The sequence below is a fragment of the Arthrobacter sp. Soil_C_60 genome, assembly GCF_057656375.1.
The window spans coordinates 332,110-356,247 of the sequence record NZ_JBDGKM010000001.1 but is presented as its reverse complement, the minus strand read 5'-3'; the positions used below and the strand labels follow the sequence as shown (position 1 = coordinate 356,247).

Below are 24,138 nucleotides of genomic sequence, written 5' to 3'. Positions count from 1 at the left end.
GCGGACTGTGGACAACCCGGGTCCGTCCACAGTCCGGCGCTGGCCGGCCCTCCACCGGACGGCCTACCCGGACAGGGACGTTGCCGCGGCATCCTCCGCCGCCTGGATGTCCTCCATCCGGTCCGCCAGAGCGGCGAAGTGCACGGTCCGTTCTTCGGCAGGACACTGCGGATCGACGGCGTCGGCCAGCTGCTGCCACCGCTCGCCGGCGGCCGCGTACAACTGCGCCGGCTGCTGCAGCCGGTCCAGGCCGTCCAGCGCTGCCGCCTCGGCCAGGAACTGCGCGTAGAGCGGCCGCAGCGCCGCCTGCCCTCCCCAGGCGGTTCCCGCCAGGCACTCCTTGATCCGTTCCAGCCCGAACCGCAGCCGCTGCTCGTCGGCGAACATCGCGGGCCAGCCTTTCTTGGTCCTGGTATCGCGCAGCCGGGCGGTCCAGGTCTGCATCCCGGCCAGCCCGAAATTCTTCGCGACATGTGCGGGGATTCCGGCCGGCGGTACCGTTCCGAGCAGTACGCCGGCGGTTTCCGCCACCGAATCCAGTACGCTCCGGCGCAGCTGATCCACGGTGGTCTCGCCGGGATCGACCACGGAGGCCTGCCAGTGCTTGTCCTTCTTGCGTTTGCCGCGTGCGCCCGCCAGTTCGGCCGCCGTTACCCCACGCAGCTGCCGGCCGCCGTCGTCAATCAGGTACGCGCCGTTGGCCTTGCCGGCCACCGCCACATCCACGGAATCGCTGTGCTCCAGCGCATCCGAGTGGTACCAGGGCAAGGCACCCTGGGTAACTTTGACGACGACGGCGCGGCCGGCTTCCAGCGCGGCGTCCAGATTGTCCTGGGCTGCTTTGGTGCTGGTGGTCGACTTCTCCTCCACAAGCGCGCCGCTGCGGTTGATCAGGTTGCCCGTGTAGGGGCCGGGATGGAAGCGAGTGACGATCGTCGCCGTCGTGATTTGTTCGTATTCGAAGGTGAACAACATGAAACCGATGCCGCCGGCCAGCCCGGAGAGCATTGCTTCGGTAAAGGGTGTGCCGGTGGCCGGATTTTCGACCCCGGCCTGGGCCAGAACGCGCTGCCACAGCCCTGCGTCGCGCTGCGCCAGCGGCGCGCCGGGCGGGTAACCGGGCAGCAGGCCCGGCAGGGGCGGCTCTGCCGGCAGATCCTTGAGCAACTGCAGGCGGGCTGTCGTGTAACTCTCACCCGTCTTCTGCATGCGTTCGCGGACCCGGGACTTGAAGTGCTTTTGCTCGACCATCATGTCTCTTTCTGCACGCGCCGACGTCCGGCCCCACGCACCGCTGACGTCAACACGTCACAAAAGGAGTGTCCACGTGGTCGCTCACCCGGAGGCTCAACCTCCTTTGCTCCCGCGGTTCCCGGCCGCGTGGGTGCCGGTGAAGGGAGTTAGGCGATGGGCGTCGCCGATCACAGCCTAGTAGGACCGCCGCAGACGCACAACAGACACAGTGCGGACGGCACAACCGGCGATACACCATGGCGCAGAAGGAGCGCGAAACGCATGCGATAACCGGATGCCCCCAACGACGGCGAAGGCCCGGGCTTGGGTGCCCGGGCCTTCGTCTGACGCTACTGGCGATGGCGCCACCGGTTGCTGAAGACCGGCCGCTGCGCAGTGCGACTACCGCTTGTACTGCTGTTGGCTACCGCTTGTAGTTCGGTGCCTCGGCCGTAATCATGATGTCGTGCGGGTGGGACTCCTTGAGCCCGGCCCCGGTGATACGGACGAACTTGCCCTTTTCCTTGAGTTCGGCGATGGTACGGGCGCCGGTGTAGAACATCGTCTGGCGCAGACCGCCGACCAGCTGGTGCGCGACGGCGGAGAGCGGGCCGCGGTACGGCACCTGTCCTTCGATGCCTTCGGGGATGAGTTTCTCGTCGTCCGGCACGTCGGCCTGGAAGTAGCGGTCCTTCGAGTAGGACGTGTTCTTGCCGCGGGTCTGCATGGCGCCCAGCGAACCCATGCCGCGGTAGGCCTTGAACTGCTTGCCGTTGACGAAGACCAAGTCGCCCGGGCTTTCGGCAGCACCGGCGAGCAGCGACCCCAGCATCACGGTATCGGCGCCGGCCACCAGGGCCTTGCCGATATCGCCCGAGTACTGCAGACCGCCGTCGGCGATTAGCGGCACGCCGGCCGGAATAGCTGCCTTGGCGGACTCGTAGATCGCGGTCACCTGCGGCACGCCGACGCCGGCCACCACGCGGGTGGTGCAGATGGAGCCCGGGCCCACGCCCACCTTGATGGCATCGGCACCGGCGTCGATCAGGGCCTGGGCACCCTCGCGGGTAGCGGCCTGTCCGCCGATAATGTCCACATGAGCCGCGGCCGGATCCTTCTTTAGCCGAGCGATCATGTCCAGCACACCGCTGCTGTGGCCGTTGGCCGTATCGACCACGAGGAGGTCGGCGCCGGCGTCGATCATGGCCATGCCTCGTTCGTAACCGTCGCCGAAGAAGCCGATAGCGGCGCCGACGCGCAGGCGGCCCTCATCGTCCTTGGTGGCCAGCGGGTACTGCTCGGCCTTGTCGAAGTCCTTGACCGTAATCAGGCCCTGAAGCATTCCGGCGTCGTCGACCAGCGGCAGCTTCTCGATCCGGTTCTTGCCCAGCAGTTCGATCACGTCGGGCCGGCTGATGCCGACCTTGCCGGTGATCAGCGGCATCGCGGTCATCACCTCGTGCACCTTGGTGGTCGGGTAGTCCGCACGCGGCACAAAGCGGGTATCGCGGTTGGTGCAGATACCAAGCAGCTTCCCGTCCGTGTCCACCACGGGCAGTCCGGACACGCGGTAGTTGAAGCAGAGCTCGTCCAATTCGGCCAGCGTCGCATCCGGGGAGATGGTCACCGGATTGGTGATCATGCCGGATTCGCTGCGCTTGACCCGGTCCACGTGCTCGGCCTGGTCCTGGATGGAGAGGTTGCGGTGGATTACCCCAAGACCGCCCTGGCGCGCCATCGCGATGGCCATCCGGGACTCGGTCACGGTATCCATGGCCGCCGAGAGCAGCGGGGTCTGGACCGTAATGCGCTTGGACAACCGGGAGCTGGTGTCAGCCTCGGAAGGGATGACATCTGTCGGGCCGGGCAGCAGCAGCACGTCGTCGTAGGTCAAGCCCTCGAAAGCGAACGGGTTAAATTCTTCAGTCACTGTGCGGCCTTTCGGAGATACACCGGAATGGGGAGCGGCCAATGTCGCGGGGGTTACCGGTACAGAGGTGGATAGTTACATCCTAAAACCATTTGCCACCCGGCTCTATTTCGTTCCCGCACGCATGTGGTGGAACTAACTCACGGCGTCCAAGCCTTCGGGTCGGTCAGCCTGTGAATAATGTCCAACCCTCACGGCTTAAATGCGAAGGGGACCCGGCCAGTGTGAACTGTCCGGATCCCCTTCTGCGGCTACTGGGACCGAAGCGCGGGGGCTGCGGTCTTAGTGGCTGTGGCCTGCGTGGGCGTCCTCGTCCTCGGCCGGCTTGTCGACGACCAGAGTTTCGGTTGTCAGGACCAGCGCGGCAATGGATGCCGCGTTGACCAGCGCCGAACGGGTGACCTTGACCGGGTCGATGACGCCGGCAGCAACCAGGTCCTCGTACTTCCCGGTGGCGGCGTTGAAGCCGTTGTTGACCTCAAGCTCGCCCACCTTGGACACGACGACAAAGCCTTCGTATCCGGCGTTCTCGGCGATCCAGCGCAGCGGCTGGACCAGCGCGCGGCGGACAAGTCCGACGGCGGTGGCTGCGTCGCCTTCGAGAGCCAGAACGTTGGGATCGGTGTCCAGGGCCTGGGCTGCGTGGACCAGTGCGGAACCGCCGCCGGCCACGATGCCCTCTTCCAGGGCAGCACGCGTGGAGGACACTGCGTCCTCGATACGGTGCTTCTTTTCCTTCATCTCAACTTCGGTGGCTGCGCCGACCTTGATAACGCCGATGCCGCCGGCCAGCTTGGCCAGACGTTCCTGCAGCTTCTCACGGTCCCAATCGGAATCGGTGCGCTCGATCTCGGCGCGGATCTGCGCGACGCGGTCTGCAACATCGGATTCGGAGCCGGCACCGTCAACGATGGTGGTGGCGTCCTTGGTCACGGTGATGCGGCGTGCCGAACCCAGAACTTCCAGGCCGACCTGGTCCAGCTTCAGACCGAGGTCCGGAGAAACAACCTGGGCGCCGGTCAGGGTAGCAATGTCCTGCAGCATGGCCTTGCGGCGGTCGCCGAAGCCCGGAGCCTTGACGGCAACAACATTCAGGGTGCCGCGGATCTTGTTGACCACGAGGGTGGACAGGGCTTCGCCGTCGATGTCTTCGGCGATGATGAACAGCGGCTTGCCGGCCTGCAGCGCCTTCTCCAGCAGCGGCAGGAATTCCTGCACCGTGGAGATCTTTCCCTGGTTGATCAGGATCATGGCGTCTTCCAGGACAGCTTCCTGGCGTTCGGCGTCGGTGACGAAGTACGGCGACAGGTAGCCCTTGTCGAACTGCATGCCTTCGGTGAGGACCAGTTCGGTCTGCAGACCGGAGGCCTCCTCGATGGTGATGACGCCGTCCTTGCCGACCTGCTCGAAAGCCTTGGCCAGCAGCTCGCCGACCTCGGGGCTCTGGGCCGAGATGGTTGCCACTTCGGCAACCTTGCCCTCGACCTCGCGGGCGTTCTCCAGCAGACGTGCCGAGACTGCCTCGACAGCAACCTCGATGCCGCGCTTGAGGGCGCCGGGGGCTGCGCCTGCGGCTACATTGCGCAGGCCTTCCTTGACCAGGGCCTGGGCCAGGACGGTCGCCGTGGTGGTTCCGTCACCGGCGACGTCATTGGTCTTGGTGGCGACTTCCTTGGCCAGCTGCGCACCCAGGTTCTCGTAGGGATCCTCGAGTTCGACCTCGCGGGCGATGGTCACGCCGTCGTTGGTGATAGTGGGGGCGCCCCACTTCTTGTCCAGCACGACGTTACGTCCGCGCGGGCCCAGAGTCACCTTGACGGTGTTGGCCAGCTTGTCGACGCCGGCTTCCAGAGCTTTGCGGGCGGCATCGTCAAACTTCAACTGCTTTGCCATTTATTAATTCTCCTTATTGGACCAAAAACCCCGGCCAGTTGCCTGGCCGGGGTCATCGGAAAACTACTTGACGACGATCGCCAGCACGTCGCGGGCGGAGAGTACGAGGTACTCCTGGCCGCTGTGCTTGACTTCGGTTCCGCCGTACTTGGAGTAGATAACGACGTCGCCCTCGGCTACATCGACCGGGACGCGGTTTCCGTTGTCATCAACGCGGCCGGGGCCTACTGCGACAACTTCACCTTCCTGCGGCTTTTCCTTGGCGGTGTCCGGGATGACCAGGCCGGAAGCCGTGGTCTGCTCTGCTTCGAGCGGGCGGACAACAATACGATCCTCAAGAGGCTTAATAGAGACCGACACTCGGCTCTCTCCTTTGCATGAGCTACGAATAGGTTCTTTGGCCAAGGACTTTTCTGCCGTCGTCGCGGTGCCGGCAGGAGGTTCCTTGAATAATTAGCACCCGCACGGGGAGAGTGCTAATAAGACTCTATGTGCCGGATTAGCACTCGGTCAAGGTGAGTGCCAAAAGCGTCGCAACGCCCCCTTGCGCGAGCCCCGCCATCAGCTCGTGCCACCGGCCCCGCTACCGGTTCCAGCGCCAGCCGGAGTGCACCCGGACGGCATCGTCCGCCGTCGTTGTTTGGTGCCGTTGTTGCTTGAGGACATTTTTCTGCAGGAAAGTTGCCTAAGGCTAACCTAACCCGATACGGTTCGAAGGCGCGCAAGAATTAGCCAATCATTTTGTGATCTATTGCGGCGGGTACCGGGAGGTGCCCGAGCACCCGAATTTCCTGGAGCCATTTATGAATAAGTCAGTGAAGTCCCGCCTCCTGGCAGTCTCGGCCGTTGCCTCGCTGCTGGCGCTGAGCGCCTGCGGCCAGGACGCCGGGGCAGCCGACGCCGGCGCCAACGCGGAGACGATTACGGCTGAGCATGCGCAGGGCTCCACCGAGGTTCCGGCCAACCCGGAAACCGTCTACAGCTTTGACCTTGGCGCGATGGACAGCCTGGATTCCCTCGGCGTAGAGGTTGACGGCGCTCCGACCGCGCAGTACCCGGCGTCGCTGGCCAAGTACGGCGAGGATGCCGTCACCAAGATCGGTTCCATGAAGGAACCGGATTTCGAAGCGATCAGCGAAGGCGCTCCGGATCTGATCATCATTTCGGGCCGCACCGCCGGTGCCTACGAGGAACTGAGCAAGATCGCCCCGACCATCGACCTCAGCGTTGATGCCGCCGCACCGGTGGAGAGCTTCAAGGAAGTTTCCACCACGCTCGGCGAGATCTTCGGCAAGGAAGCCGAGGTCGAGAAGCAGCTGGCCGCGATCGATACCAAGATCGAGGAGACCAAGGCGGCCGCTGCCGATGCCGGCACCGGCCTGGTGGTGATGACCAGCGGCGGCGAACTCACCGCCTATGGCGCCGGTTCGCGCTTCGGCATCGTCCACGATGTCCTGGGCGTGGAGACCGCTGCCGACGTCAAGTCCGAAGGCTCCCACGGCGAGGCCATCTCCTTCGAGTACATCGCCGAGAAGAACCCGGCCCATCTCTTCGTGATCGACCGCGATGCGGCCGTCGGCGAGGCTGCAGGCAAGGCCGCCGCCGCGGTCCTGGACAACGAACTGGTCGCCGGCACCGACGCCGCCAAGAACGACAACATCACCTACCTGGATTCCGCTTCCTGGTACCTGGTGGGCTACGGCCTGAACAACGTCGACTCCATGGTCGGCGCCGTACAGGCCGCACTGGTCAAGTAGTCAATGCCGTTGCGGGCCGACGCATCCGGCCCGCAACGGAAGACACCTACCATGGCTTCCTCGACGATGACCCGCTCCACCCCGGCAGTCTCCGGCCGGGTAGCTCCGGCACGCCCGCGCGGTTCCGGCGGCCAGTTGGCGGTGGCCGGTGCCGCCGTTATCGCCCTCGCGATTGCCAGCATGTTTGTTGGGGTCAGCGACGTTTCGCTGCCCGCGCTGCTCGCGGGCGACCAGACGGCGTGGGATATTTTCTGGATCAGCCGGGTGCCGCGGACCATCTCCGTCATCCTGGCCGGCATGGCCATGAGCGTTGCGGGCCTGATCATGCAGCTGATGGCGCGCAACAAATTCGTCGAACCCTCCACCGTGGGCACGGTTGAATCCGCGTCGCTGGGCATCCTCGTGGTCACGGTGGCCGTCCCCGGCGCCTCCCTGCTGGCAAAGATGTCCACGGCCACCGTTTTCGCGGCCGCCGGTACCGCGCTCTTCCTGCTGGTACTGCGCCGGATACCGCTGCGCAACACGCTGCTGGTTCCCTTGGTGGGCATCATGCTGGGCGGCGTGATTGCGGCCATCACCACCTTCTTCGCCTATCGCTACGACCTGCTGCAGACGCTCAACAGCTGGATGATCGGCGACTTCTCCGGCGTGCTGCGCGGCCGCTACGAACTGCTCTGGATCGTCGCCGTGCTGACTTTGGTCGGCTACCTCTGCGCGGACCGCTTCACCATGGCTGGCATGGGCCAGGAGTTCTCCACCAACCTCGGGCTGAACTACAACCGTGTGATGACCCTGGGCCTGATCATTGTCTCGCTGATCAGCGCCGTCGTCGTCGTCAATATCGGGTCGATTCCGTTCCTCGGGCTGATCGTGCCGAACCTGGTGTCCATTATTTTTGGCGACAATGTCCGCCGGGCCGTGCCCTGGGTGGCCGTTTTTGGTGCGGGGTTTGTCCTGGTCTGCGACATCATCGGCCGGACCATCCGCTTCCCCTACGAAATCCCCGTCGGCGTCATCGTCTCGGCGATCGGCAGCGCCATGTTCCTGTACCTGCTCCTTCGAAAGCGTGAACGCCGTGGTTAGCACCGGCCTCCCCACGGCTCTGACCCAGCATCAGCGCCGGCCCATCAAGGGCATCTCCCCGAAGACGTGGATCATCGCCCTGTCGGTGCTGGCCGCGGTGCTGGTGGCGGCCTTCATGCTGATCGACCTGCGTGGGAACATCGGCTACATCCTCCCCCGCAGGGCGATTAAAGTGGGCTCGATGATCCTGGTGGCCTACGCCGTCGGTGTCTCGACCGTGCTGTTCCAGACCGTCACCTCCAACCGGATCCTCACGCCGTCGATCATGGGTTTTGACGCCCTCTACATGCTGATCCAGACCGGGCTGACGTTCGCCATCGGCGGCCAGGCGCTGCTGACTATGGGCGCCCCGGCCCGCTTTGTCATCGAAGTGGCCCTCATGGTGGCGTTCTCCTTCCTGCTCTACCGCTGGCTGTTCACCGGCGGGGGCAAGAGCCTGCACCTGATGCTGCTGGTGGGCATCGTCTTCGGCACGATGTTCCGCGGCATCTCCTCCCTGCTGCAGCGGCTGATCGATCCGAGCGAGTTCATCATCCTGCAGGACCTCTTCTTCGCCAGCTTCAACAACGTGGACGGGCTGCTGCTGCTCGTTTCCGCGCTGGCCGTCGCCGCCGTCAGCACGCTCGCCTGGCGCATGCGCCACCAGCTGGACGTGCTCTCGCTGGGCCGCGAAACCGCGATCAACCTCGGCGTGGACCACAAGCGGTCCGTCATCTCGGTCTTGATCATCTGCTCGGTCCTGGTGGCTGTGTCCACCGCGTTGGTTGGTCCGATCACGTTCTTCGGCCTGCTGGTTGCCAGCCTGGCCTACCAGCTGTGCTCGCACTTCCGGCACACCTCCGTGCTGGCCATCGCCGTCCTGCTCGGCATCATCGCCCTGGTGGGCGGCCAACTGGTGCTGGAGCAGGTCTTCGCCTTCGACACGGCGCTGAGTATCGTCATTGAATTTGTGGGCGGCATCGTCTTCATCGCCCTGCTGCTGAAAGGCAAAGTCAAATGATCCACGTCTCCGGCGTCTCCAAGCGTTACGGCACCCAGACCGTCGTCGACGACGTCAGCTGCTACATCAAGGACGGCGGCATCACCTCGATCATCGGCCCCAACGGCGCCGGGAAATCCACCCTGCTGTCCATGATCAGCCGGCTGCTGGACATGGACGCCGGCTCCGTCACCATCGATGGTCTCGACGTCAACGACACCCCTGGCCGGCAACTTGCGCGGAAAATGGCCATCCTGCGGCAGGACAACCAGCTCACGGTCCGGCTGACGGTGCGCGATCTGGTGGGTTTCGGACGCTTCCCGCACCATGGCGGGCGGCCCCGCATCGAGGACAAGGCATACATTGACCAGGCGCTGGAGTATTTGGATCTGGGCGCCCTGGCGGACAAGTTCGTGGACGAGCTCTCCGGCGGCCAGCGCCAGCGCGCGTTCATTGCCATGGTGCTCGCGCAGGACACCGACTACCTGCTGCTCGATGAGCCGCTGAACAACCTGGACATGAAGCACGCGGTGGAGATGATGCGCCTGCTCCGCCGTTTGACGGACGAGCTAGGCAAGACGGTGGTCCTGGTCATCCACGACATCAACTTCGCCTCCTGTTATTCGGACAACATTGTGGCCATGCGCGATGGCCGGCTGGTGCATCAGGGCGCGCCCGCGCAGATCATGCAGCCGGAGGTGCTGCGCGATGTTTACGATATCGACATCCGTATCGAGGAGATCGAGGGCAACCGGATCGGCGTCTACTTCGCCTAAGTCACCCAGTGCTAAGGACAGCGTCCGCCGTCGTTATTTCAGGCTTTGAGCACTGACAGGACGTTTCCTGCCGGGTCTTTGAACCAGGCGATGTCCGGACCGTTGCCGCGCATGATCCCCTTGGCGTCCGTGGGAAGATCAGCGCGGTCATAGATATCCGTCTTCACCCCGGCCCGGTTGAGCTCGTCCACGGCGGCTTTGACATCGTCCACGACGAAGTTCAGGACGGTGAAGGAAGCAGGCTCGTGATTCTCTTTGGGGTAGATCATGACGGTGGCTCCGCCGGGAATGGTCACGTCCAGCGTGCCCATGTCCCCGTCCTGGACAGAAAGGCCGAGGGTCTGGCCATAGAAGTTTTTCGCTGCAGCTGTGTCATTGACGCTGAAGCTGCTGACCGCTTGCTTGGCAGTGAACACGGTGTTCTCCCTTGAGGACGGATAATTGGACATTACCCAGCTTGGCACCGCGGCGGCGGGTTTGCCATACCACTGGCGGCGCGTTTCTGCCCGGCGCCTTTCGGCCACGTGGTGCCCCTCGATCTTCTCTCTGAAGGCTCCTACCATGGAACAAGGAGACGCCGCGGGCTGTCTCCCCTTGACACGGAGGACAGCATGGTCAGGTTGGAATCGGCCACTGCGGATGCTGCCACGGCCCGGGCCATAGCTGATTCCCGCCTGCGCCCGCTCCCGCCCCAACTGCTCGAAGAACTGCTGACCGGAGGTTCGCTGGCAACGGTGAGTGCCGGGGCGGTAATCCATCATGCCGGCGACACCGCCGCACACTTCGAGCTCGTGGTCGCCGGGCTGGCAAAGATCTTCGTGACTGCCCCGGATGGCAAAACGGCCACGGTCCGGTACTGCCGGAGCGGATCGCTGATCGGTGTGGTCTCGTTGTTCAGCGACGACTTCAGCATGCCGGCAACGGTGCTTGCGCTCACGGACATGAAACTGCTGCAGTTCTCTCCGGCAATGGTCCGACAAGCGACGGCGCGCGACAGCCGCGTGGCCGTGGCCCTCATCCGTGAGCTCAGCGACCGGGTGCTTCATTTCATCGCGGAAATTCCGGGAGCTGCCTTCACCTCCGTCCGCCAACGGGTGGCACGGCATCTGCTGGATCTTGCCGGTCCCGACGGTCCGTCCGGCCAGCTGTCCCCTTCCTCGCACGAAAGCGGAAGCCTTGGAGCGGGAAACCGCCAGTTCGCCGTGACGACCAGCCAGCGGGAGCTTGCCGAGGCCGTAGGATCCGCCCGGGAAGTTGTCGTACGGATTCTCCGCGAACTTCGTGAAAGCGGGACAGCCAGTACTGAACGGGACCGAATCGTGATTCTCGAACCGGAAAGGCTCATCGAACTGAGCAAATGGAACCCAGGTTACTGACATGCGGACAGAAGAAGCGCACCATCAAAGCATGACGACAACAACAGGTCCGGTGCACGCAGCGGAACCCACGGCCAGCAGCACGCCACGGCCGCACGTTGCGGAACCCACCACCGGCGATTTCAGCCGGGAAGAGGTGCTGCTGGCCTCCCGCAACCATGCAATGCCGTTGGAGCTGCTGCGCTGGGACCGGACGCCGGCAGGCATGCACTTTCTGGTCATGCACTGGGATGTTCCGATGGTCGATCCGGTGGCCTGGCGCCTGAAGATCGGTGGAGCGGTCGCCGAGCCAGTAGAGTTCTCGCTGGCTGATTTGCGTGCCCGGGACAGGATGTCCTTGGGGGTCACCCTTGAATGCGCAGGCAACGGCCGGAGCTTGTTGCAACCGCGCCCGGTATCACAGCCTTGGGTCCATGGGGGTGTTAGCACGGCTGAGTGGACGGGCACCCCGCTCGTAGACCTGATGGACGAAGCCGGGCTGCGGCCGGACGCAGTGGAGCTGGTTTTCAGCGGACTGGACCGCGGATTTCAGGGCGGAGTGGCACACGCGTATGAACGCAGTCTGCCCGTACGCACCGCCGTCTCCGGTGATGTCCTGCTCGCCTACGAAATGAACGGCCAGCCGCTCCCGCCGCAGCACGGCTTTCCCCTTCGTCTGGTGGTTCCCTGCTGGTACGGCATGGCGAGCGTGAAGTGGCTGCACCGCATCGACGCCGTCCCCCAGGCTTTCGAGGGGTTCCAGCAGCGTTTTGCCTACCGTTTGCAGCAGGACGCCGATGATCCGGGCGAACCGGTCACGCGGATACGTGTCCGCTCGCTCATGGCTCCCCCGGGCATTCCCGACTTCATGTCCCGTCGGCCCATTGTTCCCGCCGGCGCGACCAAACTCGTGGGCCGGGCCTGGTCCGGCTACGGCCTCATCAAGGCTGTCCAGGTGGGCGTCGATGGGCGGTGGCTACCGGCGCAGCTGGACGAGCAGGATGGCAGGCACGCTTGGCGGGGCTGGTCCTGCTTCTGGCAGGCCGAAGAGGGCGATCATGAATTGATCTGCCGTGCCGAAGACGACGCAGGGAACATCCAGCCGCTGGAACCGGAGTGGAACTACCAGGGCATGGCCAACAACGCGGTCCAGCGGTTGCAGGTCACCGTGCTGCCATCGATTTCCGACGGAACGGCATTGCCTTAGCCTTCTTTCACACGACGGAAAAACCGGGTGGCAGAGTCGTCCGGCCGGTCAATGCCAGCAACAACAGGCTGCCCTCGCCCCGCGCGGCGGCAATTTCCACCGCCACCTTCATCGCCGCCTTCTCCACTTCAGAAGGCAACGACGCCGGAACGCCGCAGGCGGCAGCCAGATCCAGGCTGTGTACCGCCAGCTCGAAAATCCTGGTCGGGAGGTAGTCGCTGAACCGCATCCCGCCTGCTATCGTCTCGATGACGCGGTCCGAGACAAGCGGCACCACATTCTCCAGCTGCGCCAGCAGCCGGTCCACGGTCTCAAGGGGCTTCGCTCCCAGATCCTCCCCGGCCGCCACCGCCCTGGCGGTAATGTCAGGCGACGAGGTGAAGTCCAGCCCGGAGTAGTATTCGGCGGTGGATCCGACGTCGATATTTTGAGCCGGCCGCTCCAGATAGGTCAGGACCGTAATCAGCGCGCGGCTGGTATGTCCGGCCAGCGTCCGCACGTTCCAGTCGCCCAGCCCCGGCCCGTCCCAGGCACGGTCCGGGATCCCGGCGAGCACCTCGCGAAAGTGCCGTGCCGCCTCTAGGTATGTTGCCGCTCCCTGAATCATGGCCTCATCATGCCATCCTGAGGGAGCCTCCGGGCATCCGGAGACTGGAATCCTACGCTCCCATGCCGTTCACCGTCTGCTGGGGAGCAGTCACCGCCTGGTGGATGAAACGCACCAAGGTATCCCAAACGACGGCGGACGGCTCAGGTTCCAAGGTGATGTCGCCGGCCTTGGTTCCTACTCGGTAATGCCCGGCGGATCCGGCGTTCAACCAGCTGTGGCCGGACTGCGACCCGGAACGCCGGATATTCCACGCGGTCCAGGGTTGGTGCCACATCCGAAACCAGGCTCCATCGGCATCGGCCGGGGCAGGTTCCGCTGCCGAGGCAAGCCGGGCACTAAACTGCTTCGGCTCCAAGGAGCGCAGATCGCCGTGCGTTGTCCAGGCGGGCCCGATTGAACACCACGAGGCTATGGCCATCGGCAGCTGCGCAACCGTGACGAGATCAAGCGCCAGCTGGTTGGGACCGATGCCCACACTCTCCGCGGTGAACGGAGAGGGGCCGGCCGCTAGTATCGCCAGTCCGCCTCCTGCCCAGATCTGCATGCCGGTATTCATCTCTTCTCGCTGCGCCGCAATGGATAGACCGAATTCGAACTCACGCCAGGGCGTTGCAAACGCCTTTCCCGAGGAAGTCAGCTGCCCCTTCTCGTCGGCGTAACCAGAAGCGGACAGCTCGGCGATCTCGTACGTCTTACCGCCCCGCTGGAACCGGCCGACAGCCCCGCTATCCGCAATGGATTCAAACAGCTGAACCGTGCTGGTGCCCAGAACAGGCCCCCCGGAACGGTACGGCTGGGCAGAAGCGACACGGGACAGATCTTCGAGTTGGGAACCCGACCGTGCTGATGCGAACTCATCAAGACGAGGCTCGCGGGGAGCAATACTGTCCAGGGTCTCCACTACGCTGTCACTCCTTCGCGATCGGTTCCCCGAAATTCGAGACCACCCATCATGTGGTCGAACAATGGCTCCATGCCAACCAGTTGCTCGACGGTGTAGCTCGCGGTCAGCTCCACGGCGTCACCAGCCACCAGCCACAGCCACCGGTCCACACAGATTGTCTGGTCGTTGGCCTGGTACACGAACTTCTGCTTGCGTCCGAGCAGGTCTTGTTTGAGCGCCTCCTCATTGGCGATGACATGGACGTCGTCCCAAAGCTTCATCGTCGAGGCCAAGGCGGCAGTGGCCATCCTGGTCAAAGTCACTGCGTCTGCAGGTTCAACCCGCGCCACCAGATTCGGCCGGAAAACACCGTGGGGAACCGGCGGATGTGCCAGCACTAGAGCAGCCTGCGGTTCCTGAAGCCGCTCCCAATTGCTCAGACGCGGCAATGAAAACCTCTCAATGCCTTCCCAGACCCACTCGCTTCCACCACTCATGGCTGTTCCTCACGTTTCAGGGACGTGCCGCCATCGTCGGACGGACGCAGATACTTCAGGGAATATGCATCCTCACCGCGTTTGATCCTGTCATCCAGCTGCTTGATCCAGGTTGGTTGCATAAACCGAGGCATCCAGAAACAGCCCACGAGCCCAATGACCAGGCAGGCAGTGTTGAGCAGGGACAAGATTCCGGGAAGGACCGGAAGGTCCCAGGACAGCCACCAATCACCGAAGGGCAACGTCGCCATCCAGGCACCTATGTATGTTGCTGCCAGACCGCCTTGCCCCGGCAGGAAGCCGTCCACCACCAACAGCACCGGCCACTTATTGGTGTACATCCCGAGGCCGCACACCAGTAGGAAAAGCCCGAGCGGCAATAAGAACAGAAGTAGCGCAGGTGAAAACACAGGTGCCTAACTATTTTTTGAAGGACAGGGGCGAGGAGTCCGGTACTTCCACCGTACCGTTCCGGAGAGTGACCAGATTAGCCGAAAACGGCATTCCAACCATCGGAAACCAGGTCTTTGGCACCGTCGTAGAGTTCTACGGCTCCGTCCGCTGCCTGATCCTTGATGCTCTTTCCACCTAGCCAATCCGGAAGTTCGACATCTGACGCGTAGGAGACGAACATGCCGACGCCGAATCCCACAACGGTTCCGACCGGCCCGCCAATCGCCGTTCCCACGGCCGCTCCTGCCAGCCCGGCTCCCAGGTCCACAGTTGTCTTTGCCGCGGTCTTGACCGTTCCGACCTCGTTAGCCCGGAACTCACGATCGCTCTCCGACATCGAGGGATTTTCCTGCAGCAGGTTGTTGTATCCCTTCGCTCGCTCATCCGCAAAAGTCACGCCGGCCATGACGACGCCAAGAGCCAGTCCACCTGCCTTGATCCCTTTAAGCTCGTTCGGCAACTGGCTGAACCTTGGTCGTTCAGAAGCGGAAAGATCAGGCTTCCAATTGCTCCGGTTTGCATCAACTTTCGTGCTGTACCAGTCGAAACGATCGTAGAACTTCTTGTTGACTTCCGGACGCCAATCCATTTTGGTTCCATAGGTCGTCCGCCAGTACCGCTCCTGCTTGGTGCGCCCGTAGTCCGGATGCTCCGGATCATGAACACTGATTTCACGCCCATCGATGCGCAGGAATCTGTTGCCCGCTCTTTCCGCTGCGGTCAACGTGCCCGGGTCGATTGGGGTGAAGCGGTAGTCCTGCCACGGAACCGGCACCGTCCGGTAGGCCCCTACCTCAACGGATTTGAAGGTGTACAGACTGCCGTAGTTGCCCGCGGCTGCCGGAATCAGCGCGAAGTTCGGCCCGGCCAGAGCCCCCATGTCGGACTTCGGGCCGCCGTTAATGGCTATAATGGCAGAGACACAGGCTGTCTCCAGTTCCTGATACCGGTAAACCAGGTCCTGGATCCGAAAGTCCAACTGCGCCTCGGCCAACGGCAGAACCTCCGAGTCAGGGTCCGACGGATCCACGCGGGGCGGGTCGTTCCGGAACTCCTGGACATCCACCAACAGTGCTCGTCGGGTCTCCAACAGCCCCTCCACGCCGGAAGAAAAGGTTTCCAATGCGTTCTTGGCGTCCTCGGCGGCTGTCTTGACCGCCTCCCCGTGCGGAGTGATGTTCCGGAATACCGTCAGGACATCATTTTGCTCGGGTGCTTCGTAATGGCGCTCCAGGAACGACCACGTTGTGGCAACGCTTCCCACAGCGGTGTCGACAGCCGCCCCTTGTTTCGCGATGGCTCCGGCTGCCGCGTTAATAGCGGACGGGGCAGGCCAGTCCTGCAATGGGCTCGTATCCAGTGCCATGCTACTTTTTCGCGTCCTCGACGCTAATGTCCGGCAAATCCGTGACCCGTTTCCGACTGTTCTCCGCCATGGCCTCATCACCGATAACGTAGGCGTTGACGGCTCCCCGCACCCCGCCTGCCGCGTTCTCGATCCGCGTGGTGGCGGCCTCGAATTGAATGGCCAGCACGTTATTCCAAAGATCGATCAGGGCACTGCCGATCTGGCGGCTCTTGCAGGCCTCGACGGCGTTATCGACCTCGTCGCTGAGGTTGGACCTCTTGGTTGCAATGTCCTCCGCCTCGATCTCGACATTGGTCAGGATGCCCTGGCACGCTGCCGTGTTGATGTCGTATCCATTCAATGCCATGAAATCTCTCCGTCGGTGCTTCTCCCGCTGATAGACGTTAGCGGACCTGTTGTCTTGCCGCGATGGGGAGAACTACCCGTGTCCGACCGACGGCACGCGCTGGTCTAGGCTTGAAAGCATGGCATCCGAGACCTCCGCCGAGAATATTGCTCCCATCCTCACGCCGGAAGGCTGGGAGTTGCTGAACTCCCTGGAGCCGTATTCGGAAGCGGACAGCCTCAAGACCAGCACGGCCCTGCGCAAGGCCGGCCACTCCCCGGAACTGGTCGCGGCCGCGCTGACCCAGTCCAAACTGCGGGCCAAGGCCGCCACCAAGTTCGGCCCTTTCGCCGAGCAGATGCTGTTCACCAAGGCGGGCCTGGAACAGGCAACCCGGCTCAACATCGCGGCGCTGCATGCCCAGCGGTTCGTCCAGGCCGGCGTCGAGCACGTCGCGGACCTTGGCTGCGGGATCGGCGCGGACGCGCTCGCGCTGGCCACGCTGGAACGGAAGGTCACCGCCGTCGAACGTGATGAAACCACCGCCGCGGTGGCCACCATTAACCTCATGCCCTGGCCCAATGCCACCGTCGTTAACGCCGATGCGGAGCAGGTGGACCTGAACGGCGTCGACGGCGTCTGGCTGGATCCTGCAAGAAGAACGACGACGACGTCCGGCACCACGCGCTTGTTCGATCCCGAAGCCTTCTCACCGCCGCTGTCCTTCGTCGAAAAACTGGCTGACCAGGGCCTTCCGGTCGGCGTCAAGATGGGCCCTGGCATTCCGCATGACGCGCTGCCGGCGGACTGCGAGGCCCAGTGGGTTTCGGTGGATGGCGACGTGACGGAGGCGACGTTGTGGTTCAATAGCCTGGCCCGCCCGGGTGTCCGGCGGGCCGCCCTGGTCATCTCAAACGGCGGTTCGGCTGAGCTCACCAGTGACATCGGCTACGTGCCCGCGGAGCAGGATGTGTCGGTTGGGCCGGCCGAGGGCTACCTGTATGAACCGGACGGCGCCGTGATCCGGGCGGGGCTGGCGGCTGACGTGGCACGGCAGCTCGGCGGGCATCTGCTCGATGAGCACATCGCCTACATCTGCGCGCCGGACCTGCTGGAGACTCCGTTCGCCCGTGCCTACAAGGTGCTGGAGGTCCGCCCGTACAACGTCAAGAAGCTCAAGGCGTGGGTGAAGGCCAGCAGAATCGGCACCTTGGAAATCAAGAAGCGCGGCACCTCGGTCACGCCGGAAGAACTGCGCAAGACCCTGCTCACGGGTTCCGGCAAGGGACCCAACAAGGCCACGCTGGTGCTGACCCGCATGGGCGAGGAGCGCGTGGCCATCGTCGTCGAGCCCATCCCGCCAGCCGGCCACCGCAGCCGAAGCCGCAGCGCCCGGCCGTAAACTCCGAGTTTCGCCTTGCGCACGGCCGTAACCTGCGGCCAGTGCTATCCGCAGCTGCTGTTAGCTGCGGCCGGTGCTATCCGCAGCCAGTGCCGGTTTCGTATTCGCCGACATCCACCGGCAGGGTCCCGGGGGCGCCGGTCTCACCCGTGAGGTAATCCAGCAGCGCTTCGAACGCTGCCGGGGTGTCTCCGTAGAGCGCGGCCTTTACCTCGGCCGAGGACAGTTCCAGGCCCCACGGCGCATCCAGCGAAACAACAATGTCCCCGGTTCCGCTCTCGGGCCCGGCCAGCAGGGTGACCGTGGGCCCCGAGCCTACCGTCAGCCCGCGCGCCTCGGCGGCAGCCGCCAGCCGCTGGTTGGCCGCCGGGTCTGCGCCCTGGATGGTCAGCGAGCCGTCCAACTGGTCCTCGCGTGAGCACTGTCCGGTCAGAACGGTCAGCGCGGCGGCCGAGGCTTCCTGCGAGTCCTGCGCGTGGGTACCGATTTCCGCCAGCGACGGTGTTTGCGCGATGGACTTCTGCCACAGCTGCATGGTGGCTACCCGGGTAGCGGCTTCATCCAGCCGCTCCTCGGCCAGCGTGCCGTCCTCCACCGCGGCAAGAATCGCGGCGTGCGCGGCATACGGATCCGTAGGCATCAGCAGCAGATCGGCGCCGGCGGCGAGCGCCATCGGAGCAGCCTGGCCGCCCGGGTACTGGTTCTCCACCGCGCCCATGTTCAGCGCATCCGTGATGATGACGCCTTCAAACCCCAGGTCCCGCAGCGCCTGGTAGCTCGGTGCCGACAACGACGACGGAACACCCGGTTCCAGCGCGGGGACGGCAATGTGGCCCATCATCATCACCGGTGCCCCGGCGTCGATCGCCGCTTTGAAGGGCTTCCAGTCCCGTGCCTGCAATTCCGCCACGGAGGCGTCCTGTACCGGCAGGGCCAGATGCGAGTCGGTGGTTACGGAGCCATGCCCCGGGAAGTGCTTCACGCTGGGCATGACCCCGGCCTTTTCGAAGCCCTCCAGCAGCGCCGGGGCCTGCGCCGAGGCCCGCTCCGGATTGCTGCCCAGGGACCGGGCGCCGATGGTCGGATCCGCCGGTCCGATCGTCAGGTCCAGCCCCGGCGCGTGGTCCATAGTGAAGCCGAGCGCGGCCAGTTCGGTGGCCATCGCCGCCATGGAGTCCCGCGAGACAGCCTCATCCGCCGCGGCACCGTAGGTCATCGGTGTGGGCCACTCGGTCAGCGGCGCGCCCAGCCGGGCCACCATCCCGCCTTCCTGGTCCACGGAGATGATTCCCGGCCAGTCCCGCGCGTTGAACATTGCGTCCTGCAGCGACTTGTTGATCTGCGCCATGGCCGCCACGTCCACCGTGCCCTCTGCGGTTAGCGGGACGTTGTCGCCCATAATGATGCTGCCGCCCAGATGCAGTTCCTCAATGGCCGCCAACTGCGGTGCCGGATCCGTTCCGGAGTAGAAGGACACCATGACCTGCCCGGCCTTTTCCTCAAGGCTCATCGCCTCGACGGCGGCAGCGGCGTCGTCGTAATGATCCTGGTTCGGCCCCCAGGACAGCGCGGGCGCTTCGGTGGGCGCGGCAACGGACGACGGCGGCGCGGAACTGCCGCCTTCGGGTGCGGGGCCAGGGGCGGTACAGGAGGAAATGAGGAGTGCGGACGTGGCCGCCAACACACCCAGCGCCAGACGCCGGGAACCGAACTTTTTCACGTCTTTGACGGTACCACTGCCGTAGAATCTGACTTGGGTTCTCTGCCGCAAGCCGCGTGACGGGAGCACAGCCGGGCGCACCCGGCAAGCCGCGCAGATCAGGAGTCAGTTTGAATATCGAGTTCGCACCGTCCGCCCAGTCCACCCTCGGTGTCGAGTGGGAACTGGCGCTGGTGGACGGCCGGAGCGGCGAGCTGGTGTCCGCGGCCGCCGAGGTGCTGCGCAACGTCGCGGCCAGCCATCCCGAGCTCAAGGACGACGACGAGCACCCCCACATCAAGCAGGAGCTGCTGCTGAACACGGTGGAACTGGTGACGGGCATCTGCACATCGGTGGAGCAGGCCAAGGGCGAACTTAGCGATGCCCTGACCGCGGTGCGCGATGTGACGGATCCGATGGGCGTGGAGCTGTTCTGCGCCGGCAGCCACCCCTTTGCCGCGCCGCGGTCCCAGCCGGTGACGGACAAGGAACGCTATGCCAAGCTGATCGACCGGACCCAGTGGTGGGGCCAGCAGATGGTGATCTACGGCGTGCATGTCCACGTGGGCCTGGACCACCGGGACAAGGCTTTGCCCGTGCTGGACGGCCTGGTCAACTACTTCCCGCACTTTCAGGCACTGTCCGCATCGTCCCCCTTCTGGGGCGGCGAAGATACCGGTTATGCCTCGCAGCGCGCGCTGATGTTCCAGCAGTTGCCGACGGCGGGCCTGCCGTTCCAGTTCCCAGCCTGGGCCAACTACGAAGACTATGTGCAGGACATGTTCAACACCGGGGTGATCGACACGCTCAGCGAGATCCGCTGGGACGTCCGCCCGGTGGCCGCCCTGGGCACCATCGAGATGCGCATCTGCGACGGCATGTCCTCGCTGCAGGATGTCGGCGCCATCGCCGCGCTGACCCAGTGCCTGGTGGACGAGTTCTCCACCGTACTCGACGACGGCTGGGCCATCCCCACCATGCCCCCGTGGCATGTGCAGGAGAACAAGTGGCGCGCGGCCCGCTACGGCATGGAGGCGATCGTCATCCTCGACGGCGCCGGCAAGGAAAAGTTGGTCACCGAGCACCTGCGCGAAGACGTGCTCAACCGGCTGGAACCGGTGGCCAAGAAGCTCGGCTGCAGCAACGAGCTGGCGGACGTGGAGAAGATCATCGAGCGCGGCGCCGGCTACCAGCGCCAGCGCCGGATTGCGGCAGAGAACGACGGCGACCTGCGCGCCGTCGTGCTCGATGTAGTCCGGCAGATGCGCGGCGAAGCCTAGCTACCGCCGCCTGCTCATCGAGGAAGCAGATAACGCCCTTCCCAAGGCCGGGAAGGGCGTTATCTGCTTCCTCGATGGAGGGGTAACGGGGAGAGGCGGGGCTACAGGTGGACGCTGGTCACCGGCATGGAGGAATCCGGGGCGAAATCGATCCCGGACGGTTCTCCGCCGGCCATGATGATCTGCGAGCCGAGTGCCGCGACCATGGCCCCGTTGTCCGTGCAGAGGTTGATCGGCGGGACGCGCAGCGTGATCCCGTTGGCCGCACAGCGTTCCGCGGTCAGCTCGCGCAGTCGTGAATTGGCGGCCACTCCCCCGCCGAGCAGCAGGTTGGTGATGCCGTGTTCGGTGCAGGCGAGCATGGCCTTGGCGGTGATGACGTCCACCACTGCTTCCTGGAAGGACGCGGCGATGTCGGCCACCGGTACCTCCTGGCCGGCCGCCTCGAACTGCTCCACTGCGCGGGCCACGGCGGTCTTCAGCCCGGAAAAGGACCAGTCGTACCGGTGCCGCCCGGGCTGCTCGGCCGAGCCCATGTACTTGGGCTGGCTCAGTCCGCGCGGGAAACGGATGGCCTTGGGGTTGCCCTCCTTGGCCAGCTTGTCGATCACCGGCCCGCCCGGGTAGCCCAGGCCGAGGATGCGGGCCACCTTGTCATAGGCTTCGCCGGCGGCGTCGTCGATAGTGGAGCCGAGCAGTTCGACATCGTCGGTAATGGACTTCACGCGCAGGATCTCCGTGTGGCCGCCGGAGACCAGCAACGCGCCGAGGTTTTCGGGCAGTTCCTCACCGTCCAGCAGGCCCACGCCGACGTGCGCCACCAGGTGGTTGATCGCGTAGAGCGGTTTGCCCGTTGCGACGGCGAGCGCCTTGGCCGCACAGACTCCCACCATCAGTGCACCCGCAAGGCCCGGGCCGGACGTCACGGCCAAAGCGTCGACTTCGTCCAGGGTCACCCCGGCTTCACCCAGTGCCTGCTGGAGCGTGGGGACAAAGGCATCCAAATGGGCGCGCGAGGCGATCTCCGGGATCACGCCGCCGAATCGCACGTGTTCCTCCATCGAGGAGGAAACGGTGTTGGTCAGCAGGGTGTCACCGCGGACTATGCCTACACCGGTTTCGTCGCAGGAGGACTCGATGCCCAGTACCAGCGGTTCGCTGCGGTTCATGGGGTCTCCTCCGAAGGGGTCGAGGTCGTCGTCGTGGGCGTTGTCGTTTCAAACTGTGCGCCGGGCGCTCCGGTCCAGCCGGCCAGTTCCAGCCGCATGATCAGCGCGTCCGCGCCGTCGCGGTAGTAGCGCGGGCGGCGGTGGATCTGTTCGAACCCGAACCATTGGTACAGCCGCTGCGCCCGCGGGTTGTCCATCCGGACCTCGAGCAGCACGTCCTTGGCCTTGCGCCGCGCGGCCTCCTCGATCAGGCGGGTCAGCATCAGGCTGCCGATCCCCTGCCCTTCCCGCTCCGGCACCACGGCGATGGTCTGCACGTCCGCGATCGGCTCGATGCACATCAGTCCGGCGTACGCGATCACCGTCCCAGCTGGGTCGACGGCGACATAGTAGCTGCGGGTTTCGGGCTGGGACAGCTCGTCGAAGAACATCTGGGTGGGCCAAGCGTCCATCGGAAACAGGCTCTGCTCCAGGGCGTCGACCTCGGGAATGTCGGCCTCGGTCATCGGGCGGATGCCTCCGCGCTGTATGGCCCTGTCGGCCGCCTTCACAGCGCACGCTTCCGCGGCCCGGGGACCTTGGCATCGGATTCGCGCAGGTACAGCGGCGTGGTTTCCAGCAGGGGCAGACCCCGTGTCAGCTTGACGACGGCGGTGCGGCCGAGCGCTTCGGCGGTCGGTTGGGTGCCGCTGAAGTCCGCGACGGCGTGCAGCTGGTCCGGATAGATGCCCGCGCCCTTGCCGTAGGCCGGCAGCTCCGGCACGTCCGCCGGCGCGGAGACGTGCGGGCCGTCCAGCAGTTCGGGGGTTCCGCCGGTGCTGCGGTACCGCGCCCAATAGACTTCCTTGCGGCGCGCGTCCGTGGCCACAATGAACTCGTCGATCCCCAGCCGCCAGGCATCCAGCGCTGCCTCTACGGCGATGGCGTCCAGACTCATCACCCCGTGCAGGGGCTTGTTCCAGGCGAAAGCCAGCGACCTGGCGGTAGCGATGCCGGAGCGAAGGCCGGTGAACGGCCCGGGACCTACGCCCACGACCAAGGCGTCGATATCGGCAGCGGTGACGTCCGCCGTCGTAAGTATTTCCCGGATGCCGGGGGCCAGCACTTCGGCGTGGGTCCGGGTGTCCTCGGTGGCGAATGCCTGCAGGGTCTCCCCGTCTCCGGTGATGAGAGCCGCGCTGGCGATGGCGGAGGTATCGATGGAGAGAATCAGCACCAGACCATTTTACGTGGTTTAGCCGTCGCCCTGCTGCCGTGCGTGCAGCTCTTCGTTCTGCTCGGTTGCCCGCACCCATGCCGGACGCATAAAACGCGGAAGCCAGGCAAGGCTGAGCAGCGAAATCAGCATGCCAACGATGGCGGGAATGACCATCGCGGCCACCACCGCCTTGGGCGCACCGGCTCCAGCAAGCCACGCCGCCGCGGGCGCCAGCACGAATGCAATTCCCCCGTAGAGCAAGCCAAGCCCAGGGTAGCTGCGTACGCCTGGGATCAGGCCGCCGTACGCGAGTCACCTGCGCCAGCGGCCAGAGTAGGACCTCCAACCGGCAAACACCATCGCCGCAGCTGCGAGGCCAGAAGGCCGCAGGCCGGCTGCCTTGGCCGGCGGCTCCGGCTGCGTCAACACGCTCACGCGGCAGCGCTTTCCCACGCCAGCGAGCTGAACATCGCGTCGAAGGCGCCCCGGACCAGCGGCACCTGCCCGACGGTGCTGCTGGCGATGACGTCCAGGCAGCGGCTGTCGAGCTTCAGGATCCAGCGGCGCACAAATACCGTGGTCTCGCCGATCCGGTAGGTGAACTCGATCCGTCGGCCCGCCCGGCCAAAATGTTCCAAGTACTCGCTGGAGATCAGAAGCGGGTCCTCGTGCTGCTGCTGGGCCTCCTCGGCGGCGCGCAGCGCGATCTGCGGCAGCGGTTCTTCGGAGAAGTAGCTCACCACCACGAGGCTGGGGCGGAAGACACCGGCGGGCATGCCGGCCAGCGCCAGGACCAGCTCGGTGTGTTCGACGTAGATCCGTTCCCAACGGGCGGGGGCGCTCACGGCCACTTCGAGGGGCGGACGGATAGTCCTTTTCAGCCATCCGGCCACGCTGGAGCTCCTCAATCAACCCGTTCAAATTGTGCTCCCCACCGTAGGCAGACCGGCCGTGCCCGCGCGATGGGGAGGACTGCCCATGCCTGCTCGTTGACCCCGCAGCGCCGGCATGGGCGAGCGCAGGTCCGGGCGCAGCCCTGC

25 protein-coding genes are annotated in these 24,138 nt (G+C 64.9%); 8 read left to right on the top strand and 17 right to left on the bottom strand.

Annotated features, from left to right (window positions below; translation table 11 throughout):
- Positions 1–63: 63 nt before the first annotated feature.
- From AC3A4M_RS01790 to groES, 4 genes are all read right to left on the bottom strand, one after another.
- Complete coding sequence (locus AC3A4M_RS01790; RefSeq protein ID WP_498733526.1) at positions 64–1,254, bottom strand: BtrH N-terminal domain-containing protein; 1,191 nt, start codon at positions 1,252–1,254, stop codon at positions 64–66.
- 403 nt (positions 1,255–1,657) lie between these two features.
- Complete coding sequence (gene guaB, locus AC3A4M_RS01785) at positions 1,658–3,163, bottom strand: IMP dehydrogenase (protein ID WP_498733524.1); 1,506 nt, start codon at positions 3,161–3,163, stop codon at positions 1,658–1,660.
- A 282-nt stretch (positions 3,164–3,445) separates the two neighbouring features.
- Complete coding sequence (gene groL / locus AC3A4M_RS01780) at positions 3,446–5,056, bottom strand: chaperonin GroEL (RefSeq protein WP_498733522.1); 1,611 nt, start codon at positions 5,054–5,056, stop codon at positions 3,446–3,448.
- A gap of 63 nt (positions 5,057–5,119) precedes the next feature.
- A complete protein-coding gene (groES, locus tag AC3A4M_RS01775; RefSeq protein ID WP_074701392.1) occupies positions 5,120–5,416 on the bottom strand; it encodes a co-chaperone GroES in 297 nt (98 codons plus the stop codon).
- Positions 5,417–5,859: 443 nt separating this feature from the next.
- Between groES and AC3A4M_RS01770 the strand changes: the two genes are divergently transcribed.
- The 4 genes from AC3A4M_RS01770 to AC3A4M_RS01755 are packed head-to-tail and all read left to right on the top strand — an operon-like array spanning position 5,860 to position 9,651.
- A complete protein-coding gene (locus AC3A4M_RS01770; RefSeq protein WP_498733519.1) occupies positions 5,860–6,813 on the top strand; it encodes a siderophore ABC transporter substrate-binding protein in 954 nt (317 codons plus the stop codon).
- A 51-nt stretch (positions 6,814–6,864) separates the two neighbouring features.
- Entirely contained in the window at positions 6,865–7,896 is a 1,032-nt protein-coding gene (locus AC3A4M_RS01765) for an ABC transporter permease (protein WP_498733517.1), read from the top strand.
- A complete protein-coding gene (locus AC3A4M_RS01760) occupies positions 7,889–8,896 on the top strand; it encodes an iron chelate uptake ABC transporter family permease subunit (protein WP_498733515.1) in 1,008 nt (335 codons plus the stop codon). The genes AC3A4M_RS01765 and AC3A4M_RS01760 overlap by 8 nt, the downstream gene beginning before the upstream one ends.
- On the top strand, positions 8,893–9,651 hold the full coding sequence (locus AC3A4M_RS01755; RefSeq protein WP_498733513.1) for an iron ABC transporter ATP-binding protein: 759 nt from the start codon (positions 8,893–8,895) through the stop codon (positions 9,649–9,651). The genes AC3A4M_RS01760 and AC3A4M_RS01755 overlap by 4 nt, the downstream gene beginning before the upstream one ends.
- A gap of 38 nt (positions 9,652–9,689) precedes the next feature.
- Here the strand turns inward: AC3A4M_RS01755 and AC3A4M_RS01750 are convergent, their stop codons facing one another.
- Positions 9,690–10,067 carry a VOC family protein gene (locus AC3A4M_RS01750; protein WP_498733511.1) on the bottom strand — a complete coding sequence of 126 codons (378 nt, stop codon included), beginning with the start codon at positions 10,065–10,067 and terminating at the stop codon, positions 9,690–9,692.
- Between the two features lie 195 nt (positions 10,068–10,262).
- On the opposite strand from AC3A4M_RS01750, the gene AC3A4M_RS01745 reads away from it, so the two are divergent.
- A complete protein-coding gene (locus AC3A4M_RS01745; protein WP_498733509.1) occupies positions 10,263–11,027 on the top strand; it encodes a Crp/Fnr family transcriptional regulator in 765 nt (254 codons plus the stop codon).
- A gap of 31 nt (positions 11,028–11,058) precedes the next feature.
- Positions 11,059–12,213, top strand: coding sequence for a sulfite oxidase (locus AC3A4M_RS01740; RefSeq protein ID WP_498733507.1), 1,155 nt, complete (start codon positions 11,059–11,061; stop codon positions 12,211–12,213).
- A gap of 7 nt (positions 12,214–12,220) precedes the next feature.
- Here the strand turns inward: AC3A4M_RS01740 and AC3A4M_RS01735 are convergent, their stop codons facing one another.
- The 6 genes from AC3A4M_RS01735 to AC3A4M_RS01710 form a co-directional block, all read right to left on the bottom strand.
- A complete protein-coding gene (locus AC3A4M_RS01735) occupies positions 12,221–12,820 on the bottom strand; it encodes a maleylpyruvate isomerase N-terminal domain-containing protein (RefSeq protein WP_498733504.1) in 600 nt (199 codons plus the stop codon).
- A 52-nt stretch (positions 12,821–12,872) separates the two neighbouring features.
- Entirely contained in the window at positions 12,873–13,724 is an 852-nt protein-coding gene (locus AC3A4M_RS01730) for a hypothetical protein (RefSeq protein ID WP_498733502.1), read from the bottom strand.
- Positions 13,724–14,203 carry a hypothetical protein gene (locus tag AC3A4M_RS01725; RefSeq protein ID WP_498733499.1) on the bottom strand — a complete coding sequence of 160 codons (480 nt, stop codon included), beginning with the start codon at positions 14,201–14,203 and terminating at the stop codon, positions 13,724–13,726. Before AC3A4M_RS01725 ends, AC3A4M_RS01730 begins: the two co-directional genes overlap by 1 nt.
- Complete coding sequence (locus tag AC3A4M_RS01720) at positions 14,200–14,613, bottom strand: hypothetical protein (protein WP_498733497.1); 414 nt, start codon at positions 14,611–14,613, stop codon at positions 14,200–14,202. Before AC3A4M_RS01720 ends, AC3A4M_RS01725 begins: the two co-directional genes overlap by 4 nt.
- 77 nt (positions 14,614–14,690) lie before the next feature.
- Positions 14,691–16,022 carry a hypothetical protein gene (locus AC3A4M_RS01715; protein WP_498733495.1) on the bottom strand — a complete coding sequence of 444 codons (1,332 nt, stop codon included), beginning with the start codon at positions 16,020–16,022 and terminating at the stop codon, positions 14,691–14,693.
- Between the two features lies 1 nt (position 16,023).
- Complete coding sequence (locus AC3A4M_RS01710) at positions 16,024–16,371, bottom strand: DUF6507 family protein (protein WP_498733493.1); 348 nt, start codon at positions 16,369–16,371, stop codon at positions 16,024–16,026.
- Between the two features lie 118 nt (positions 16,372–16,489).
- On the opposite strand from AC3A4M_RS01710, the gene AC3A4M_RS01705 reads away from it, so the two are divergent.
- Entirely contained in the window at positions 16,490–17,752 is a 1,263-nt protein-coding gene (locus AC3A4M_RS01705) for a THUMP-like domain-containing protein (RefSeq protein WP_498733491.1), read from the top strand.
- A gap of 76 nt (positions 17,753–17,828) precedes the next feature.
- Here the strand turns inward: AC3A4M_RS01705 and AC3A4M_RS01700 are convergent, their stop codons facing one another.
- On the bottom strand, positions 17,829–19,472 hold the full coding sequence (locus tag AC3A4M_RS01700) for a glycoside hydrolase family 3 N-terminal domain-containing protein (RefSeq protein ID WP_498733488.1): 1,644 nt from the start codon (positions 19,470–19,472) through the stop codon (positions 17,829–17,831).
- Between the two features lie 110 nt (positions 19,473–19,582).
- Between AC3A4M_RS01700 and AC3A4M_RS01695 the strand changes: the two genes are divergently transcribed.
- A complete protein-coding gene (locus AC3A4M_RS01695; RefSeq protein ID WP_498733486.1) occupies positions 19,583–20,731 on the top strand; it encodes a glutamate--cysteine ligase in 1,149 nt (382 codons plus the stop codon).
- Between the two features lie 101 nt (positions 20,732–20,832).
- On the opposite strand, the gene tsaD is transcribed toward AC3A4M_RS01695, so the two are convergent.
- The 5 genes from tsaD to AC3A4M_RS01670 all read right to left on the bottom strand — a co-directional run bounded on the left by tsaD (position 20,833) and on the right by AC3A4M_RS01670 (position 23,991).
- The gene (gene tsaD, locus AC3A4M_RS01690; protein WP_498733484.1) at positions 20,833–21,900 is read right to left on the bottom strand and encodes a tRNA (adenosine(37)-N6)-threonylcarbamoyltransferase complex transferase subunit TsaD; all 1,068 of its coding nucleotides are present in this window, start codon (positions 21,898–21,900) and stop codon (positions 20,833–20,835) included.
- Positions 21,897–22,406: a ribosomal protein S18-alanine N-acetyltransferase gene (gene rimI / locus AC3A4M_RS01685; protein ID WP_498733482.1), complete on the bottom strand. Its 510-nt coding sequence runs from the start codon at positions 22,404–22,406 to the stop codon at positions 21,897–21,899. The genes tsaD and rimI overlap by 4 nt, the downstream gene beginning before the upstream one ends.
- Before the next feature lie 41 nt (positions 22,407–22,447).
- Positions 22,448–23,116, bottom strand: coding sequence for a tRNA (adenosine(37)-N6)-threonylcarbamoyltransferase complex dimerization subunit type 1 TsaB (gene tsaB, locus AC3A4M_RS01680; RefSeq protein ID WP_498733480.1), 669 nt, complete (start codon positions 23,114–23,116; stop codon positions 22,448–22,450).
- Positions 23,117–23,134: 18 nt separating this feature from the next.
- Positions 23,135–23,335, bottom strand: coding sequence for a hypothetical protein (locus tag AC3A4M_RS01675; protein ID WP_498733478.1), 201 nt, complete (start codon positions 23,333–23,335; stop codon positions 23,135–23,137).
- Between the two features lie 194 nt (positions 23,336–23,529).
- Entirely contained in the window at positions 23,530–23,991 is a 462-nt protein-coding gene (locus tag AC3A4M_RS01670) for a hypothetical protein (RefSeq protein WP_498733475.1), read from the bottom strand.
- Positions 23,992–24,138 lie beyond the last annotated feature (147 nt).